Source organism: Acinetobacter sp. NIPH1876 (genome assembly GCF_022808535.1).
GTDB lineage: Bacteria > Pseudomonadota > Gammaproteobacteria > Pseudomonadales > Moraxellaceae > Acinetobacter > Acinetobacter higginsii.
The window spans coordinates 299,942-318,987 of record NZ_JALGBR010000001.1; the positions used below are offsets into that span (position 1 = coordinate 299,942).

21 protein-coding genes and 1 pseudogene are annotated in these 19,046 nt (G+C 37.1%); 3 read left to right on the top strand and 19 right to left on the bottom strand.

Translation table 11 applies throughout. From position 1 onward, the window contains the following. Positions 1-10: 10 nt before the first annotated feature. Positions 11-1,120, bottom strand: coding sequence for an S-(hydroxymethyl)glutathione dehydrogenase/class III alcohol dehydrogenase (locus MN869_RS01425; RefSeq protein ID WP_026057450.1), 1,110 nt, complete (start codon positions 1,118-1,120; stop codon positions 11-13). A gap of 20 nt (positions 1,121-1,140) precedes the next feature. Beyond that, positions 1,141-1,416, bottom strand: a complete 276-nt coding sequence (locus MN869_RS01430) for a metal/formaldehyde-sensitive transcriptional repressor (RefSeq protein ID WP_004653592.1) — start codon at positions 1,414-1,416, stop codon at positions 1,141-1,143. Positions 1,417-1,713: 297 nt separating this feature from the next. Here MN869_RS01430 and MN869_RS01435 point away from each other — a divergent pair, with 297 nt between their 5' ends. Together MN869_RS01435 and MN869_RS01440 are read left to right on the top strand one after the other, a co-directional pair. After that, a complete protein-coding gene (locus MN869_RS01435) occupies positions 1,714-3,222 on the top strand; it encodes a phospholipase D family protein (RefSeq protein ID WP_033132902.1) in 1,509 nt (502 codons plus the stop codon). A gap of 119 nt (positions 3,223-3,341) precedes the next feature. Beyond that, positions 3,342-3,831, top strand: a pseudogene (locus tag MN869_RS01440) (pyridoxamine 5'-phosphate oxidase family protein). Here MN869_RS01440 and MN869_RS01445 read toward each other — a convergent pair. From MN869_RS01445 to MN869_RS01470, 6 genes are all read right to left on the bottom strand, one after another. Then, positions 3,828-4,451 carry a class I SAM-dependent methyltransferase gene (locus MN869_RS01445; RefSeq protein ID WP_005313613.1) on the bottom strand — a complete coding sequence of 208 codons (624 nt, stop codon included), beginning with the start codon at positions 4,449-4,451 and terminating at the stop codon, positions 3,828-3,830. The pseudogene MN869_RS01440 and the gene MN869_RS01445 sit on opposite strands and share 4 nt — an antisense overlap. A 21-nt stretch (positions 4,452-4,472) precedes the next feature. Continuing rightward, positions 4,473-5,063: a uracil-DNA glycosylase family protein gene (locus MN869_RS01450; RefSeq protein ID WP_005313610.1), complete on the bottom strand. Its 591-nt coding sequence runs from the start codon at positions 5,061-5,063 to the stop codon at positions 4,473-4,475. A gap of 49 nt (positions 5,064-5,112) precedes the next feature. Further along, entirely contained in the window at positions 5,113-5,562 is a 450-nt protein-coding gene (locus MN869_RS01455) for a hypothetical protein (protein WP_033132860.1), read from the bottom strand. 739 nt (positions 5,563-6,301) lie between these two features. Then, entirely contained in the window at positions 6,302-7,093 is a 792-nt protein-coding gene (locus MN869_RS01460) for a class I SAM-dependent methyltransferase (protein WP_033132861.1), read from the bottom strand. Between the two features lie 78 nt (positions 7,094-7,171). After that, entirely contained in the window at positions 7,172-7,432 is a 261-nt protein-coding gene (locus MN869_RS01465) for a hypothetical protein (RefSeq protein ID WP_033132862.1), read from the bottom strand. Between the two features lie 155 nt (positions 7,433-7,587). Further along, the gene (locus tag MN869_RS01470; RefSeq protein WP_033132863.1) at positions 7,588-8,679 is read right to left on the bottom strand and encodes an LLM class flavin-dependent oxidoreductase; all 1,092 of its coding nucleotides are present in this window, start codon (positions 8,677-8,679) and stop codon (positions 7,588-7,590) included. 317 nt (positions 8,680-8,996) lie between these two features. Here MN869_RS01470 and MN869_RS01475 point away from each other — a divergent pair, with 317 nt between their 5' ends. Then, positions 8,997-9,491 carry a DUF2867 domain-containing protein gene (locus MN869_RS01475; RefSeq protein WP_033132864.1) on the top strand — a complete coding sequence of 165 codons (495 nt, stop codon included), beginning with the start codon at positions 8,997-8,999 and terminating at the stop codon, positions 9,489-9,491. A 59-nt stretch (positions 9,492-9,550) separates the two neighbouring features. Here MN869_RS01475 and MN869_RS01480 read toward each other — a convergent pair whose 3' ends face one another. The 11 genes from MN869_RS01480 to kdsA all read right to left on the bottom strand — a co-directional run bounded on the left by MN869_RS01480 (position 9,551) and on the right by kdsA (position 19,031). Continuing rightward, positions 9,551-11,881, bottom strand: a complete 2,331-nt coding sequence (locus MN869_RS01480) for a TonB-dependent receptor (RefSeq protein WP_033132865.1) — start codon at positions 11,879-11,881, stop codon at positions 9,551-9,553. 138 nt (positions 11,882-12,019) lie between these two features. Continuing rightward, on the bottom strand, positions 12,020-12,889 hold the full coding sequence (locus tag MN869_RS01485) for an MBL fold metallo-hydrolase (protein ID WP_033132866.1): 870 nt from the start codon (positions 12,887-12,889) through the stop codon (positions 12,020-12,022). A gap of 10 nt (positions 12,890-12,899) precedes the next feature. Then, positions 12,900-13,310: a DUF6691 family protein gene (locus MN869_RS01490; RefSeq protein ID WP_033132867.1), complete on the bottom strand. Its 411-nt coding sequence runs from the start codon at positions 13,308-13,310 to the stop codon at positions 12,900-12,902. Continuing rightward, positions 13,310-13,726, bottom strand: a complete 417-nt coding sequence (locus MN869_RS01495) for a YeeE/YedE thiosulfate transporter family protein (protein WP_033132903.1) — start codon at positions 13,724-13,726, stop codon at positions 13,310-13,312. Before MN869_RS01495 ends, MN869_RS01490 begins: the two co-directional genes overlap by 1 nt. Positions 13,727-13,934: 208 nt before the next feature. Continuing rightward, positions 13,935-14,687, bottom strand: a complete 753-nt coding sequence (locus tag MN869_RS01500; protein ID WP_033132868.1) for a zeta toxin — start codon at positions 14,685-14,687, stop codon at positions 13,935-13,937. Positions 14,688-14,691: 4 nt separating this feature from the next. Then, the gene (locus tag MN869_RS01505) at positions 14,692-14,946 is read right to left on the bottom strand and encodes a hypothetical protein (RefSeq protein ID WP_033132869.1); all 255 of its coding nucleotides are present in this window, start codon (positions 14,944-14,946) and stop codon (positions 14,692-14,694) included. 78 nt (positions 14,947-15,024) lie between these two features. Then, positions 15,025-15,501: a DUF6438 domain-containing protein gene (locus MN869_RS01510; RefSeq protein WP_033132870.1), complete on the bottom strand. Its 477-nt coding sequence runs from the start codon at positions 15,499-15,501 to the stop codon at positions 15,025-15,027. 157 nt (positions 15,502-15,658) lie between these two features. Next, a complete protein-coding gene (ispD, locus tag MN869_RS01515) occupies positions 15,659-16,357 on the bottom strand; it encodes a 2-C-methyl-D-erythritol 4-phosphate cytidylyltransferase (protein WP_033132871.1) in 699 nt (232 codons plus the stop codon). Continuing rightward, a complete protein-coding gene (ftsB, locus tag MN869_RS01520) occupies positions 16,341-16,712 on the bottom strand; it encodes a cell division protein FtsB (RefSeq protein ID WP_004806821.1) in 372 nt (123 codons plus the stop codon). The genes ispD and ftsB overlap by 17 nt, the downstream gene beginning before the upstream one ends. 126 nt (positions 16,713-16,838) lie before the next feature. Beyond that, on the bottom strand, positions 16,839-18,128 hold the full coding sequence (gene eno / locus MN869_RS01525; RefSeq protein WP_004806818.1) for a phosphopyruvate hydratase: 1,290 nt from the start codon (positions 18,126-18,128) through the stop codon (positions 16,839-16,841). Between the two features lie 45 nt (positions 18,129-18,173). After that, entirely contained in the window at positions 18,174-19,031 is an 858-nt protein-coding gene (kdsA, locus tag MN869_RS01530) for a 3-deoxy-8-phosphooctulonate synthase (RefSeq protein ID WP_005204020.1), read from the bottom strand. Between the last annotated feature and the right edge of the window lie 15 nt (positions 19,032-19,046).

The following is a 19,046-nucleotide window of genomic DNA, read 5'->3' on the forward strand; positions in this document are numbered from 1 at the left end:
CATTTTTAAATTAGAAGTGAATCACGGTACGAATCGACTTACCTTCATGCATTAGGTCAAAGGCATGATTAATATCGTCCAACGGCATGGTATGCGTTACAAATGGTGCCAACTCAATTTCACCTTTCATTGCATCTTCTACCATTTTCGGTAATTGGCTACGGCCTTTTACCCCACCGAAAGCAGTTCCCATCCATTTACGTCCTGTCACCAACTGGAATGGACGTGTTGAAATTTCCTGACCTGCACCTGCAACCCCAATAATCACCGATTGTCCCCAACCGCGATGTGCGCATTCCAAAGCTGAACGCATCACATTGGTATTGCCGATACATTCAAAAGAATGGTCAACGCCCCAACCTGTCATTTCAACAATCACTTGTTGAATTGGCTGATCATAATCTTTTGGATTTAAGAAGTCAGTTGCACCAAACTGCTTTGCCAGTTCAAATTTATCTGGATTGGTATCTACTACAATAATACGTCCAGCTTTGGCCTGACGTGCACCTTGTACTACAGCAAGACCAATACCCCCCAAACCAAACACAGCAACGCTATCGCCCTCTTGTACCTTCGCCGTGTTATGTACCGCACCAATCCCTGTGGTTACACCACAACCGAGTAAACACACTTGTTCATGGTTGGCTTCTGGATTAATTTTTGCCAAAGACACTTCTGCAACGACGGTATATTCACTAAAGGTTGAACAACCCATATAGTGATAAATCGGTTGTCCATTATAAGAAAAACGTGTTGTGCCATCTGGCATCACACCTTTACCTTGAGTTGCACGAACAGCAACGCATAAATTGGTTTTTCCCGATTTACAGAACAAACATTCCTTACATTCAGCGGTATACAACGGAATCACATGGTCACCGACTGCAACACTGGTCACACCTTCACCAACTTGCACCACTACTCCAGCACCTTCATGACCCAACACTGCTGGGAAAACACCTTCTGGATCATCACCTGATAAAGTGAAGGCATCGGTATGGCACACTCCTGTATGGGTAATTTTAATCAGGACTTCACCCGCTTTAGGTGGTTCAACATCAAGCTCTACGATTTGTAATGGTTCGCCTGCGGCAAAGGCAACGGCTGCACGAGATTTAATCACAATGACACTCCTGAATTTTACTTTAAATAAGATTTAAGAATTTTACTGACTTGAATGAGCTCTTGACTGCGTTGCAACTCGGACGATTCACCAACAACTAAGGTATCTTTGAGGTGAATTTCGAGAAGTTCCGTCATCAAACCATTTAATGCTCCACGAACTGCACAGATTTGCTGCAAAATATCAGCACATTCTGTGTCATTTTCCAATGCACGTTCCACACTCTGAACCTGACCTTGAATTCGTCTTACACGCGTGAGAATCTTTTTTTTATCCTCTAACTGTTTAGGCATAATGTTGACCACATTAAATCTAAAAATATACTATACACCAGTATAGTACTTAAGCTCAATATTTGTTGATCTAGATTCTATTAAGGCTGTGTCCATTGGAGTGTATTTACATAGAAAATTAGATTATTGAAATGATAACCCATTGATTATCTTTATAATTACATTTCACCCTTGGAACAAAACGGCATTTAGATATATAAGAAAATCAATCATCTATACATTACTGTTGGATCCACACGCTTGATCAATAAAATGATAAACAATTCATACCATTTTAAGATAATGACACTTGTTATCATGTTAGGAATTGGTGGCTGTTCTTTGCCACCCAATCAGAACCATGATCGGAGTAACTCCTTGCATACGAAAACAAAGTGGATGAATGATCCACAAGCCGATCTTAATATTGAAAAAGGTTTAACTGCATTTTTAGCATTGGATGATGCCTTTTTAAGTATTGCTTCCCGTATTCATTTAATTCGAAATGCCAAGCATCAATTGGATTTACAATATTATATTTGGAATGACGATGCCATTGGCAACATGATGCTGCATGAGTTGCTCAAAGCAGCTGATCGCGGAGTAAAAGTCCGTTTATTGATTGATGATCAGAATGGCATAAAACTAGATAAAACCTTAAAAGCCCTCGCCCAGCATCCAAATTTTGAAATCCGTATTTTCAATCCTTATAAGTTTAGGCACTTACGTTTTATTGATTATGTATTTAGACTGAAACAGATTAATCATCGTATGCACAATAAGCTCACTATTGCCGATCATTCAATCGCAGTAACGGGTGGGCGCAATATCAGTAGTGAATATTTTGAGGCTAGTGACCAGTTTCAGTTTAGCGACATGGATATTTTGTTCTACGGTAAAGCCGTTGATCGAACAGAACAGGTCTTCGATGAATTCTGGTCAGATAAACTCAGCTATTCAACACAACAATTAATGGGTTCTGGTACGCCTCAACAACTGGAAAGTTTAAGAAATACTTATAAAGCCTTAGATCAAGTGGATACACCCACCGAAGATAAACTCGAAGCCGCTCAAGATTATTTAAAATTACGTCTACAAAATTATCCAATCCAATGGGCAAAAGCACATTTTGTCGCAGATCATCCGAATAAGGCCTTAGGACAAGCCAAAGATCAGGAGCTTTTATATGCTCAAGTTCTGAACATTATGGGTAAACCAGCACAACATATGGAATTAGTCTCGGCTTATTTTGTTCCTACAAAACAAGGAACCACCTACCTCAATCAGCTCTCCAAAGATGGTATCCAAGTCCGTGTATTGACCAATAGCTTGGTGGCCAATGATGTCGCCGTGGTGCATTCTTTTTACAGCCAATACCGTAAACCACTTTTACAAAATGGCGTACAACTGTATGAGTTTAAACCGAATATTGAACGTAAAAAACGGACTTGGTATGAAATTGCGACAGGGAGCGTGATTCCTGTAAAAGGTAAGAACCGTTCAAGTTTGCATGCCAAATTTTTTGATGTTGATGGAAAAGTTTTTATTGGTTCGTTTAACTTTGACCCACGCTCTGCCCATTTAAACACTGAAGTTGGTTTAGTAGTGGAATCTGATCATTTACAAGACCAAATCACCGCCATGCTGGATCAGCATTTATTACAAGTGGCTTATCAGCTCAAATTAGATCAAAACGGCAATATTGTGTGGTATGAACATAAAGAAAATGGTGAGGTTATTGAGCACCATCACGATCCTGAAAGTACCAGATTCCAACGTTTTACCATGCACTTTGTGTCTTATTTTCCCGTTGAATGGATGATGTAAATCATCCATTCAATAAGATTTAATTTGCTGAATTGACCTCTTTTTTCATTCTAAAGAGCGATATTTTTTTAATTATTTTGTGCTAAGTTACGATTATAATTAACATAAAAGATAACCATATGATTTCGGAAAAAGATTGGAAAAAATATTCAGCAAGTATTTGCTGTTGCACACAAGTCATCTTTACATGCGTCTATTGCAACAGTAGATCCTTCAGGGCAGCCGACCATCACCCCTATAGGCACAATCTTTTTAAATGACAACCAAACCGCTTATTTCTTTGATACATATACTGAAAAGCTAAGTGAGAACCTTATTCAAAACACCCAAGCTTGTATTCAAGCGATTAATACCAATAGGTGGTTCTGGTTAAAGTCCTTCATCAAAGGTCATTTTGATCATCATTTTGGCATACGCTTATATGTCGAAATTGGTGATTTACGTCCAGCCACGGAACAGGAAAAGCTTGCCGTTGATCGGCGGACTAAACCGCTACAATCGACAAAAGGAAGTCAATTGATTTGGTCTGAATTTACTCATGTAAGAGAATTCAAAATCAATACGTTTAGATGGGTTAAATATCCTCGGATGATGGCACATTTAACTTAACCCAAAGTCATTTCAAACAAACACAGCCCTTCTATCTCTAACGGCATCTTAATCTGTGTAAAAGATGCCTGTTCAAGTGCATCCAAATGCTCTTGTTTGGTCATATAAAGCTGATCATTTTGCATCGCATGTGCTGCACACAAATGATCACACACTAAATAATAGCCTTGAGGTTTTAATAGGGTTTTTACGATTTTATGAAAATCGGTTGCATAGCATTTATGTCGAAGCTCATGTAATGCTTGATGGATAATAATCAAATCATACTTCTGAGAGAATGTATTCTGCCAATCAGCAGCTTTAAAGCTTCCAATAATATAGGTTGCCTGTGCTCTTTCAACAGTATTGAGCTTTTCTTGTGCTAGTTGATGCATCGCTTCTGAAAAATCAAAAGCAGTATATTCAATGTTAGTAAGCTGTGAGAGCAAATGTTGGGCTAAAAAACCAGGCCCAGAACCAAGTTCTAGTACCTGATATTGTTCAGAAACATGCTGTCTAATGAGATTGGCATAATACTCAAAGAAGTCCTTGCGCCACGGCCTTTTTATATTCGCCGTTTCTTGCCATTCCAAAGCATCAGCGAAATTTCTTAAATCAATTGGGCTTGCGACATCCTGCATTTATTTCCCCCTTATTTATATTTATACCAAGCCAATTTGTTCAAAAAATTGCTTATAGGCTTCAGCTTTCTTTTCCAGTGCTAATGGATAGGCTCGCGATGATGACGGTAATCGGTATAAATTCAGCTCTCGATCAGCATAATTTACCTGCACCGACTGTCCAATCATAGGCTTACTAGCTTGCTCTGGAAAGTGTAACATCAGCGTATCTGTTGCTTTATCGCCTGTAGTCATGATGGTATGGCACATTGGAATTTGTTCCAGTAATTTGGATAAATCTGTAGGCGTGACAATTTCTAAAAATTTATCAGAAGCATTACCTTGCAAACGTTTCACTTGATAGGCTGTGTCAAAAATTCCTACACCAATTTGAGTTAAGAACTCACGAATCAGTTGCTCTTTAAAGTTTTTATTGGGCAAATCTAAAAAGTGATCTTTATCATTAAAAAAGATCAGACCAAAGATTCGCCACATATCATTTTGATAGTTCGGATAGTAAAAATCCATCTTCCAGCGAGTTTGCGGCGGCGGAAAACTGCCCAACATTAGTAGCTTTGCAGTCACAGGTAAAAAAGGTTGCAATGGATGTGTTTCTATTTCTATATCAGTCATTTATATAAAGAGCCAAATTTTAAATTGAGTGAAAAATCTTTTGAATTTATTATAGTAAATTACATTGTTTATGAATAATCAACTGCTTAGCTACACTTTCTCTTTTATCATAATTATTTTCGCTCAAGTCATTCACTAATTGATTGGTTTTATTTTCTATCTCATTTTGTTGTTTACCAAGCAAAAAACCAGCATACACATCATTGTTGATTTTATAGTGTGTATTCAAATCCATTAAAAATTGATCAACTTTTTTATCTTTTTTTAATTCTTTAATTGTAAATTTAGAAATTTCAAATCCGTGAGCCATAGCTATTACACCTAACCTTTTTGCATTATTATCATTTTTTGCAATATTGTTTAATTCTGAACAACTAAAAGCTAATTTTATTAATTCTGATTTCATAAAAAACTCATCTTTAGTCAATTCTTCTTTACCATAAGTCGACTGAGCCATAAATAGAATTAATATCATTAAATTTTTGAATTTTGCATTCATCTAATTTGTCCTAAAAAACACGATAATTTTTAAGGAAATGTAACATTTTTAAAGTTTAGATGATATGGATTAAGTGTTTATACCTAGATAATTTTTCCACAGATATCTTTTACTCCTGTTGGGTAGATATTCTGTAATTTAGAGCGGTCAGTGACCAGTTCCGTATAAAATTGATTACTTATAATATTTAAAGTGGATGGAATATTTTTACTCCTAGGCCAACTAAAAAATTTTCTTCTGCTTTTTTTTGAAATATACACCGATACAACCTAAGTCACATCCATTGAATTCCACAGCAACTTATTGAATATATTGATTAATGTAAAACCTATCTAGGCTCTATTGTTCAAATCAATATTGCTAATCTCACCTTTATTTATCAAGTATTTTTAAATTGGGTGAATTAACCTTAAAAAATCTTTCTTTACTAACGAACTTGCCTCATAGTTTTTATTTATTCCAAATAAAACAGCAATCTCTAAAACTGGCATTTTATTAAATTAGGGACTTACAACATCTGCTTTCTTAAGCATTAAATTGTAATTGAGTCAATCCACCTAAATAGAAAATGAATACCAATAATATTTCTGTTCAGACATTTGTTATTCTCAAGTTTAATTATTGAGCTAACTTTATAGCATAAAAAGTAAAGAGGCTTACTCAAAATTCATCACTTTTTTCATATAACATCCAAAAAATTAAAGAGTTTCAAAAAACAAGTTATTAATATTTAATAAATTTATTGGTTCTTTTCACCCAATATTGAGAACATTAATGGTAATTTTTTGCCAAAATGCTCAATCCTGTATTTTTCATTCTCTTTCGTCATATTGGCAAAACAATTATAGAATGAGTAATCATATTCTTTGAATTCCAGAACATTTATTCCATGATTGATTAAACTTGTAAATATTTCACTCAGGCTATGATTCCAAGTGATTGCTTGATAGTCTATTTCTGCTGATTTATCTGCATAAGAGCCAGTAGATGTTTCACTTATAGGGTCGTTTTTGAAGTAGCTATATGTTATATTTTTAATTTGATCATCAAACATCCATATGATTGGATGAAATTCAACAATTAAAAATTTACCTCCAATTTTTAAGAAATTGGATATCACCTTAGCCCATAAATCTAAATTTTCTAACCATCCTATAACGCCATAACTCGTAAATACGTAATCATATTTTTTGTCTAAAATATTGGGTAGTTCATAAATATTAGAGCAAATAAAGTCGACATTTAAACCCAGTTCATCGTTAAACTCTTTAGCTTTTTTAATGGCTTCTTCTGAAAAATCTATAGCTGTAACATTAGCTCCAAGTTGAGCCAAAGACATAGAATCTTGTCCGAAATGACATTGTAGGTGTAGTATGGATTTTCCTGAAATATCTCCTAAAATACCCAGTTCTATTGGGTTTAGCGTGTTTCTTCCTCTTAGAAAGGAAATATTGTTATAAAAATCGCTCTTGATATGCGCATTTGTTTTTAAATTCCAAGCATGCTTATTGATACTGATATAGTCACTCATCTTTTACCCTTTTAAGAACTTAAAAGTTTGTTTTAATTATAAAAAGAAAGCCCTGAAGGGCCTTCTTTTACATCTAACCTAAGCATTAAATTGTGATTGAGCCATTTCACCTAAATAGCAAATTGAGATCGCAAATAAATTCTCTGGCTGAGCCGTAGGATCATTCTTTTGGATCCACTCGGCGCCAATGACGCTTAATTCATTCAATTTAGATTTAGAAACTGGTGGCAAGAATGTTTCTAGCGGTAGCTGAATACTAAAATTTCTGGTATTGCCATTATTACTCTTATCATTAAATGTATAAGCAATTAAGTACCAATGATATTTCTGTTCAGACATTTGTTATTCTCAAGTTTAATTATTGAGCTAATTTTATAGCACAAAAAGTAAAGATGCTTACTCAAAATTCATCATTTTTTTCATATAAATAAAGGACTCGCAACAAATTGAGATAATCTTTGATACATCAAAAGATCATCTCAAACTCCATAAGCCTAAGCTTTCAGTAAGCCTCTGTCCTTTAAAATCGGTAAAACATGATCCCTGAAATATGGAAATTCTTGGGTGTAGTTGAGAAAAGACAAGGTGCTACCTGAAAAACCTGTTTCACCTAACAGTATCAGCCCTTCTGCCACTTGTTCAGGCGTCCCAACCAACGGAAAACCACCATGACCTACGGCAATACGTTGGCGTAATTGTTCACGTAAATCAGCTGGAAAAGATTTGCAAAACGAAAATAAGGTATCCATCAATTGCTCTATCGCACCGTGATCAGCATTATTTAATTGCCGATCCCACTCAGCTTTGGCTTCTTCTTCAGTAGCGCGGCAAATCACATGGGCAAAGGTCAGGACTTTAATTTTCCGACCTAATGTTTCGGCTTCATCTTTAAGTTCTTTAATTTCTGTCATTGAACGCGCTAGATCGGCAGCGGGCGTAAATAAAAAATCTGAATTTTTAATGGCGAACTCACGTCCTTCTTTTGAACCAGCGGCATTAAAAATGGGTGGAAAAACTTGAGGAGCTGGTTTTCCATAAGTGCCTTGCGTTTGAAAAAATTTACCGTCCCAGTTGAATGGCTCAGTGCTTTGCCATGTTTTTTTAATTAATTCATACCATTCTTGTGCATAACCGTATCGTGTCTCATGATCATCAGGCAATTGTAAACCCATCGCGTCGTATTCAGGCTTATTCCACCCTGCGACGATATTTAAACCGACACGATTATCACTGACTTGGGCCATAGTTGCGATTTGTTTTGCGACCACAATTGGATGATTCAGCACGGTATGCAAAGTAGCGAAGATCTGAATATTTTTAGTTTTTGCCAATAATGCAGATGTCCATGTCACGGTCTCTAATACTGTTCCATGAAAATCCTTTTTGCCACCATGACCAATAAAACGTGCCGCGGATAACATGAAATCAATTCCAGCATCATCGGCCATTTGCGCTAATTCTAAATTTTGGCTCCAGCTGGCATCCCAGCCATCATCTAGAGTTGAAGGTGTTAAACCTCCAGAACAATTAGAGGCAAAAATGCCCAATTTAAAATGATCAGATAAATTGAAGTTGTGTTGATGCATGTTTTTTTCCTTTTTAATATATATCGTTAAAATGTGGAATGGGAAAATCAACTTCCCAAAAAAAACCAACCTTTATCAAAGTAAGGAGTTATTTCTCTATGTTATAAAATCGGTCTTGCTGTAGTTAAATTTTCTATAAATTATGTGAAATTTAATTTAGCTTAGCAAAATAAATATCAATTAGAAAAGCCATTTTATAATAGAATATCAAACTAAATTCAAAATAATCGTCAGATAATGTGATTGACAAACATTCAGTAATTCATCTATAAATTATTATAAATTTCATATATCTATAAAATCTAGGAATAAGCACAATGGAACATCAGAATGATCTTCATCCTTTGGTTGCTCCATTAGCAGTGCTTAACTACCTACATGAAGCACATCAATACATCGATAAGAACCTAACAGTGATGCAAGTTTATAATTTAATGACAGGACATCCACCCTTTTGGTTACGTATTGCATTTAAAATCAGAGATTTTTTAAGTTTAAGGTTAGGAGGTGTCCAACCGATCAGCGGCTTTGATTCGGTTAAACCCGAAAATGTTCAGATCAATGAAAAGTTGGATTTTTTTGATGTGGTGAAAATTACGGACAAGGAATTATATTTACAATCTACAGATAAACATCTCAGCGTATTGGTCGCATTACAGCTTCAGGAACATAATGAACAGGAGAATGAGTTGACCGTCACAACCAGTGTGATTACTTACAATCTTTTTGGAAAGATTTATATGCTTCCGGTCTCCTTGGTACATGATCTAATCGTCAAAAATTCATTAAAAAATTTAAATCAATCGTGTTAAGTGGCGACCACTGAAAGCGCTTCTTGCGATTTTCTTTCAGTGGCCAGATTTATATCACCTTATATCTTCATACTTACACCAAGCTGAAAACCACGCCCTGGCAATGGTGCAATATATTTCAATGGGGAATTATGCGGTCTCGCCTCCTCATTCAGTAAATTTGAACCGTTTAGGAACACGTCAATATCAGAGTTCTTTAATTTTAGATGCTTGCTAATCTGCATATCGACCATATTGAAGGCTGGCAATGGCTCTTCCTCCGAAACATTCTTGCCTAGGTATTTCGGTTTATCATAATAAATACTTGAGAGACGTGCCGCCCAATCCCCTTTACTCCACTCTACGCTTGCACCGTAGCGACTGGTTGGCATGTTTGGTAAATAATTGCCATCATTAAACAAGCTCGTTCGATTCGGATTTAAATTTTTATTTTTCACAAAATCAGCAAACACGCCTAGGGTAAAAAGCCCCAAATGCTGTGTATTAATTTTTTGTTTTAGATCAACTTCATAACCTGTGATTTCAGTATCTGTTTGAGTCCAGTATTTGAGTGGTAAGCGGTTCGCCGTTTGCATGCCAGAATGAGTGAGATAGAGATAGTTTTCAAATTTCATCTTATACACGGTAGCCTCAAGATTAAAATCTTGATAATTGAATAAAGCGGTCAGCTCTGTATTTTTAGATTTTTCAGGCGCTAACTTTTGATTTCCTTGCTCATTAACCATGATCGAATAGTGATTACCACTGGCATAAAGTTCATTCAGCTCAGGCGCACGCTCCGATACTGAATATCTAAGCTTCATGCCTAGATAGTCATTCATTCTGAGATATGAACCAAAACTATAGCTTTCTAAATCGAAATTAGTATCTTGCAACTTAGAATTCGGCGAGTTGCGAGAGACTTTAAAATCACTGTCTTTGATCGAGTGATCAATACGTTCTTGGCGATAGCCTGCATCGAAAGAAAGCCAATCTAGATCAATTTTCTCTTGAACAAAAATGGCGTGTGTCTTGGTATTTACATTGGGTAAATAGCGTAGTTTCCCCTGTCCTTCAACAGTTCGATTACTCTGACTCAGCCCAAGTAGACCATTTAAATACGGCAAAGGTTGATGTCTGAATAGTATTTCAACTTGTTTGGTATTAAAGCGGTAATCATTTGCTAACTGTGTCCCGAGATATTCACCTGAACGATTGATCACTTGATTCGCTTTGAAGTCGATTCCCTTAAAAAATGGTGTATCAAAATTATATTGACTATCCAATGTATATTTTCGTTGATCCGTCTTTATTCCTACAGGTAGACCATCATCATAAGAAGATTGAAACGACTTATTTTCTAAAGAAAAGCCTGGTACACCGTATGCATTTTTCTGGGAATCTGCACTCAAGCCAATATAGCCATTTTGCAGAAAGTAAGTACTTCCGATCGCATAATGCTGATTTTCCAAATAGCTATTGCCTAGCTTTCGATTGTAATTTGGTGTCACATCGTTATTAATTCTGTTTTCTTTAAACTTGGGTGTATCAGCAATATATTCAGGATTTGCTGGGTTGATATATGTCTTACCACTCCAAACAGATGACGGCTTATCGGTATAGAATGAAAATTTCCCATCTGCCCAATCTGGATTTTCAGTCATAAATTGGTCAATATATTTTTGCGATGCGGTGTTATAGATCTGCTGTATGCGCGTATCTTTTTGACAAGCATCTGCCAACGCTGAATTCACACCACCTGTTGCAGGAAATACTGCGCTATTACATTGCTCAGCCTTGCTGTCACCTGGAATTTTATAAGAAGAAATGTCTTGTTTAGAAAATAAAAAATTGGTTGAAAAGTTGCTTTGATTATTTAAATTCAGCTTAAAACCATGTGCATCTGTATTATTCCAACCTTTTCGCACAGCCAACTCTAAATTATGATCTTTCTTGGGAATTTCTTTGCTAATCAGACCATTCTCTACATTTACACTACCACCGATGGCATTTCCGCCGTATCGCACACTATCCGATGACTTATTTACCTGAATAGATTGATTAAATAAAGGATCAAATGAAATGGCAATATTACCACTGATAGCATTCATGCCATAAATCGATAGTCCATCCTCAAGAATTTGTACACGATTGCCACTTAAGCTGCGGATAACTGGTGCTCCTGCATTGGGACCAAAGGCACTACTCTGTACACCTGACACCTGCTTGAGTGCATCCCCTAAAGTTTGATTTTGTGTATTTCGATTCTCTACAACAATATTGTTCCCGATTGAAAGATCTGTTTCTGCTTTTAAACTGATTTTTGGCAAGATAACAGGACTATCCTGCTCATTTGCAGATGCTTGCTGATGAATGAATAGAATGGCTATTGCCAGGGCTTTGTAACGCACATTGAACTCCTTATTTTCAATTGTTATGTTATAACATAACAATTAAGTGTTCAAACAAAACCTAAGCTTCATTTTTCATTCTTAATGTGCGAGAAAAGACATCGTTCAATTCCCTTTGAACGATTGAGTGTGTGATGATTAATTAAAATAATTCAAAGGTAACTTTAAATAGCGAACCCCATTAGACTCGGGTTCTGGGAATCGGCCTGCATCCATATTGATTTGAATTGCCGGTAGAATAAGCTTAGGCATCGACAAAGTTGCATCACGTGCTTGACGCATTTGTACAAACTCATGCTTCAGTGTTTTTGCATTTAAGTGAATATTGCTTTGCTTCTGTGCCCGAATATCTGTTTCATAACTATATGTATCACGACCTTCTGGTTTATAGTCGTGACATAAAAAGACACGTGTAAGTTCTGGCAATTGATACAGTTTTTGCACAGAATCAAATAAGATATTCGCACTGCCTTTTGGGAAATCACAACGCGCCGTTCCATAATCGGGCATAAATAAGGTATCACCAATAAAAACAGCATCACCGATCACATAACTTAAGCACGCAGGTGTATGTCCTGGTGTCGGTATGTTATATGCCGCTAAGTTTCCGATACGGAAGTGTTCATGGTCTTTAAACAGATAATCAAACACTTGATGCGTATTAAAATACTTCATATCCATATGATAAATTGCACTAAATGTTTCCTGAACAATGGCAATTTTCTCACTCATGGCAATCTTGCCGCCAAGCTTAGATTTCAGATATTGTGACGCCGTTAAATGATCGGCATGAACATGCGTTTCCAATATCCATTCAACGGTAAGGGCTTGAGATTCAATATAAGCAATGATCTCATCTGCATGCTGTGTAGATGTTGATGCCGAGGCAGCATCATAATCCAAAACACTATCAATAATTGCACAATGTTTTGTTTCAGCATCATGTACAACATAACTAAAGGTATTACTTTGCTCATCAAAAAAGGCTTTGACTGCTGGATATTGCACTGCATTTCTCCTACTGTTTGGCCCAAAGACGATGGATCAACATGCCGAGCAGCATTGCTCCAATAAAATACCAAACTTCAAAATAACCCAGTCCGATCAGAGTAATTGCGGGTGCTGGGCAAATGCCTGCAATTCCCCAACCCATACCAAATAATATCGCACCTATGATCAACTTCTTATCAATTTGATTATTCTTTGGTAAAACAATCGCCTCACCTGATAATGTTTTTGGATTGCGTAAAGCTTTCTGAAATGGGAGAAATGCAACTGCAATTGCACCAATCATCACAAACATCAAGCTAATATCCCACGCGCCAAAAATGTCTAGAAAACTTAATACCTTCTCAGGATTTGACATTCCAGAAACCAAGAGACCTAGCGCAAATAGACTGCCGAAAATCAATGCAAATAAATTCTTCATTACGCTGCTCCCAGAATATGACGCACCACATACACCGTAACAAAACCAGCGATCATAAATGTAATTGTGGCAACCATTGAACGTGGCGATAAACGGCTAATCCCACAGATTCCATGTCCACTGGTACAACCTGAACCTAAACGTGTCCCAAAGCCTACCAACAGTCCAGCAATGATCAAAGCGAGCGGAGACGACTGCATAATAATTTCAGGCTTGACAAAAATTTGATAAATAAAGGGTGTAATAATCAGGCCTAATAAAAACCAAAAAGCCGAACTAGGCAAAAATGTTTTAGGCTGTAATAATTGGGCAATCAAACCACTCACACCCGCGACACGCCCATTGACGTATAAATAACCAACAGCCGCTAATCCAATTAACGCGCCACCAATCAAAGCTAGAATAATACTTGTCATCATCCTCTCTCACCATTCAATATATATTTTTATAATATATTATTTTAAATAACATTTGAATAAATCTATTCAATATTAGCCTCTAAATCGTGATTTATACGAAAAATGGCACATCTTGGTAAATATTTTCTAAAATTAAGTAAGTTAATTTGACTCTTGAGCATAAAAACAGGATGTGAACAAGCATCACATTTCTTGAATAGACTGACTATTCAAACTCAGCAAGTACTCTTTCTGCAAACCAAACAGGAAAGACTGTCACGATTGGATTGATTCTTAGTCGATCCGCTTGTTCAATTTCTGCTAAAAAAGCTGCTTTTTCACCATCAGAAGAATTATCAAATATAAAAGCTCGATCACTCACCTCAATGGCTTGCATGAGTAAGTCCATGCTACGGTAATAACGATCACGAATTTTGGGTTCTGCTACAGCATGTCCACCAGTACTTACTCGATACTGTACCCGCGCAATATTGATTTCAGGGTCAATCGTTGAAACATAGTACAGATAAGTTTTAAACCCTTGCTCCTGAGCCATTTTCAGAAACTCAACTTTGCTGATATGCGACATAACTGTTTCAAAGGTAAAACTAATTTTTAAGCTTAGAAATTCCAAACGGATAAAGTCGATAATTCTGGCAGCAAGATATGAATCAATATCTTGAATAGCAAAAAGAATAAGGTGCTCACTGAGTAATTCAGGTTCTTGACTTAATAACTTACAGGTTTTTTGATTCAATTCTTTCTTTTTGGTTTTTAAAAAAGCAATCAATTTTAGTGCGTCTAGAGACTCATGATAAATCTTTAAGTCCAAGCGATGAGTTTGATTTAAGGTTTTTTCGAGTTCATCTGCATTTAAATATGCCCCAATATGTCGGGGCAATAAATATTCTTTAATCGTACTTTTACCAGAACCGTTTGGACCAGCAAACATGCGAATTCTAGGCGTAGACTGTCGCATTAACTTATACAACAGCCTGCTTTTTTTTACGCTTCAATAGAGTACGCGATGCTTCAATAGTAGTATAAGCGCCTGAGATATCCTTGATCACTTCAGTCTCACCAGTTGGATGCTGTTTTAACAGTTGACGACCTTTGGCATAGACCACAGTAGAGGATTCACTAGCTTCTTCAAACGCATTACGGAATGCTTCTACAGCAAGCTTAGGAAGAAGACTTTCCTCTTGCGTACTCATTTTCATGATTGTAAAAGCTGTCATTAAAGACTCCTCCACCTGATTGCGCTTATACCTATACTAGCATAACTGCTAGTTTTGTCTATTTTTGCAGCAGTGAGCTTAACGAACCAGATCGTCAATACCGATCAGTTTAGGTAATTTATCAATTACCTTATTCAACTCAGCATTTGCCGGAGAAATACAACCTGTGTAATGGCTAAGCTTTGTTACAGTTCCATCAGGCTTTTTCCATGAGAAATAAGCACTTGGCTGGTCGGTTGCTGTTTCTTCACAACCAGTTGTCTTTACATTTGAACCCGTCGCAGGACGATAGGTTTTTAGCTCTTGTTGTAATTTCTTATAAACGGAAGGATCAACAGTTAAATCCTGAGTACCTGTTACTTTGGTGTATTGTTTACCATCGAAATGAACAGCACCTTCAGGTGTAATCTCAACAGAATAAATTGGGCATGCACCAAAACATGGACTAGATGAATAGCGGATTGTTTCTTGCGCCGTATCCTGAGGTTGTTGAGGTGTTGTTGCGCAGCCAACTAAAGAAAAAGTAAAAAGGCCCGCAATGAATAATTTTTTCATTTGTTGTTCCGTTATAAAGTATGTTATTCAAATTTAACAAATCATAGAAATTTTGTCATTTAGATTGATGTAAAAAAAATGGAAAAATCACTTAAATTTACTTAGGCTATTTTGAGCTAAACAAAAAAATAAGCACTTTTATATGGGCTAATTAGGCTTAGTTTTGAGCTTGAAGAATTAAGCGAGCAAGTTCTAAATCGTCAGCATAAGTAATTTTGATATTATCTGAACGTCCCTGCACCACGTGTACAGGCTCATTCACATATTCCAAAGCACTTGCTTCATCAGTGATCACGATGTGATTGGCTAAAGCTTGTTCAATCGCATTTTTAAGAACGCCGAGTTGCGCCATTTGTGGCGTTTGTGCTTGCCACAATAACTCACGACTCACAGTTTTATCGATCTGATTTTGCGGAGCCACTTGTTTTAGCGTATCACGAACTGGAATAGCCAAAATCGCACTTTGATTTGAATGTTGTGCTGATTCGACTAACCTTATTAGACAGTTTACAGTTACGCATGGCCGTGCAGCGTCATGGACCAACACCCAATCATCTTCATGAGCAATGTCAGATAAATAGATCAAGGCGTTTAAAACTGAATGGACACGCTCTGTACCACCCAAACAAAAATGTAGTTTATCTTTGTGCTGAAAAGAGAGAGTTTTGGCGAAATTATCTTGTGCACCAATGGCGAGTACACAACCAGCCAAATCTAAGGTATTTAGGCGATTAACCGTATGTTCAAGTACAGTATGATCTTGAATATACTGATATTGTTTTAATTCAGTTTTTGAAAAACGACTGCCAGAACCAGCTGCTGGTACAACCGCCCATAGCTTAGTCTGGGTTTTCATTGGTTGCAGTGTCTTCTTTTGCGTTTGGATCGATATAAATTGGTTTGTAATGGGTACTAATGGTACTCATTTGTACGAAGGTTTCATTCGGCTTGACCAAACCTAAATCTAAACGTGCATGTTCTTCAATGGCTTCACTGCCACTTTTTAAATCAAAAACCTCTGCAGCTAAAATACGATTTCGCTCTTTGAGCTCAGTATTAATTTCTGCTTGCTGCGTAATTTGTTGAGTTAAAGCTTGGTGAGGAAAATACCCTCCCTCACCTAGCCAAAATTGATACTGCAGGCTTGCCACCAGAGCGATGACAAGCACTAAAATCAATTTACTCGAGGTCGATCGAAACATCTCTATCATGAAAAATTCCCTACATCCTTCTTACAAGGAAGATCATCTGCAAATTCTATAGGATTATGAATTTGCAGAGTTTCTGTCTTTTGTAAAGAAAGATGATCAGAAGTATTCAACATAGATAAATTGACCTTAGTTTAGACCTTTGAATTCAGCTTTACCGCGGTAAGCTGCGTTCGTTAATTCTTCAATACGAAGCAATTGGTTATATTTCGCTACACGGTCAGAACGGCATAGTGAACCAGTCTTGATTTGACCAGCTGCTGTACCCACTGCCAAGTCAGCAATTGTTGAATCTTCAGTCTCACCTGAACGGTGTGAGATTACAGTGCTATAGCCATTTGCTTTTGCAAGGTAGATTGCATCTAGAGTTTCAGTCAATGTACCAATCTGGTTATATTTGATCAGAATAGAGTTACCTACTTTCTCATTAATACCGCGTTGTAAAATCTTAGGATTAGTTACGAATAAATCGTCGCCAACCAATTGGATTTTGTCACCAAGGATTGATGTTAAGTAGCTCCAACCTTCCCAGTCAGATTCATCTAAACCATCTTCAATCGAAATGATTGGGTATTGGTTTACAAGACCAGCTAAATAGTCAGAGAACTGGTTGCTTGTGAATGCTTTATTACCTTCACCAGCAAGGATGTACTGACCATTTTTGTAGAATTCTGAAGAAGCACAGTCAAGTGCCAACATAATATCAGAACCAGCTTTGTAACCAGTTTGACCAATCGCTTCAAGGATAACAGTGATTGCTTCTTCGTTTGAACGCAAGTTTGGCGCAAAACCACCTTCATCACCCACAGCAGTATTTAAACCTTTTTTGTTTAAAACTGATTTTAGTGAATGGAAGATTTCAGCACCTGCACGTAATGCTTCAGCAAAAGAAGTGAAGCCTACCGGTTCAATCATGAACTCTTGAATATCAACATTATTGTCTGCATGCGAACCACCATTGATGATGTTCATCATTGGTACAGGCATGGTCAAAGTCGTTTGACCACGAAGATCAGCGATATATTGGAAAAGAGGAATTTTCTTTTCATCAGCAGCAGCGCGCGCAGCAGCCAATGAAACAGCTAAAGTTGCGTTAGCACCTAATTTTTCTTTGTTTTCAGTACCATCAAGCGCGATCATCGTATTATCGATGTCTTTTTGTTCAAATACTGATTTGCCCACTAAAGCGTCACGGATAATGGTATTTACGTTATTAACCGCAGTTTTAACACCTTTGCCCAAATAACGTGCTTTGTCGCCATCACGAAGTTCTAAAGCTTCACGAGAACCAGTTGAAGCACCAGATGGTGCACATGCACGACCAACAACCCCAGATTCTAAAATAACGTCTGCTTCGATGGTTGGGTTACCACGAGAGTCCAAAATTTCACGTGCGCGGATGTCAACGATTTGGCTCATGAACAATTCCTCTGTTGAATGAAAAACAAGATGCAAATAATTGCATCAATGGGTGTCTAACTTTTTGAATCCTTTAACCAAAGTATCCAATTCTTTTAATTGCGCCAAGAATGGCTCAAGCTGAGATAAACGCAATGCACATGGTCCATCACATTTTGCGATTTCTGGCTCTGGATGTGCTTCCAAGAATAAACCAGCCAATCCTGTTGCCATACCCGCACGCGCTAATGTCGTGATTTGGGCACGACGACCACCAGCAGAATCAGCGCGTCCACCTGGTGTTTGCAATGCATGGGTAACATCAAAGAATACCGGCACATTCATTTCTTTCATGGTATCGAAGCCTAGCATATCAACAACCAAGTTGTTATAACCAAATGCTGAACCACGCTCACAAAGAATGAGTTTGTCATTTCCAGCTTCCAAACACTTATGCAAGATATGACGCATTTCATGTGGTGCTAAGAATTGTGCTTTTTTGATATTGATAATGGCTTGAGTTTTCGCCATTGCTTCAACGAGATCAGTCTGACGACTTAAAAAGGCAGGAAGTTGGATGATATCAGCAACTTCAGCAACAGGTGCTGCTTGGTAAGGCTCATGAACGTCAGTGATAATGGGCACATTAAAATGCTTTTTAATGTCAGCAAGCCATTCAATCCCTTTTTCCAAACCCGGTCCACGATAAGAGTTTAGGCTTGAACGGTTTGCTTTATCAAAGCTTGCCTTGAATACATAAGGAATGTCTAGGCGTTTGCAAATATCAACATAAGTTTCAGCAATTTCAAATGCTAAATCTCTTGATTCCAGTACGTTCATTCCGCCAAATAATACAAATGGCAAATGATTTGCCATTTGTATATCGCCTAAACGTACAACTTCTTGTGGTTTTAATTGTGACATTTAAACTTTCCCAGT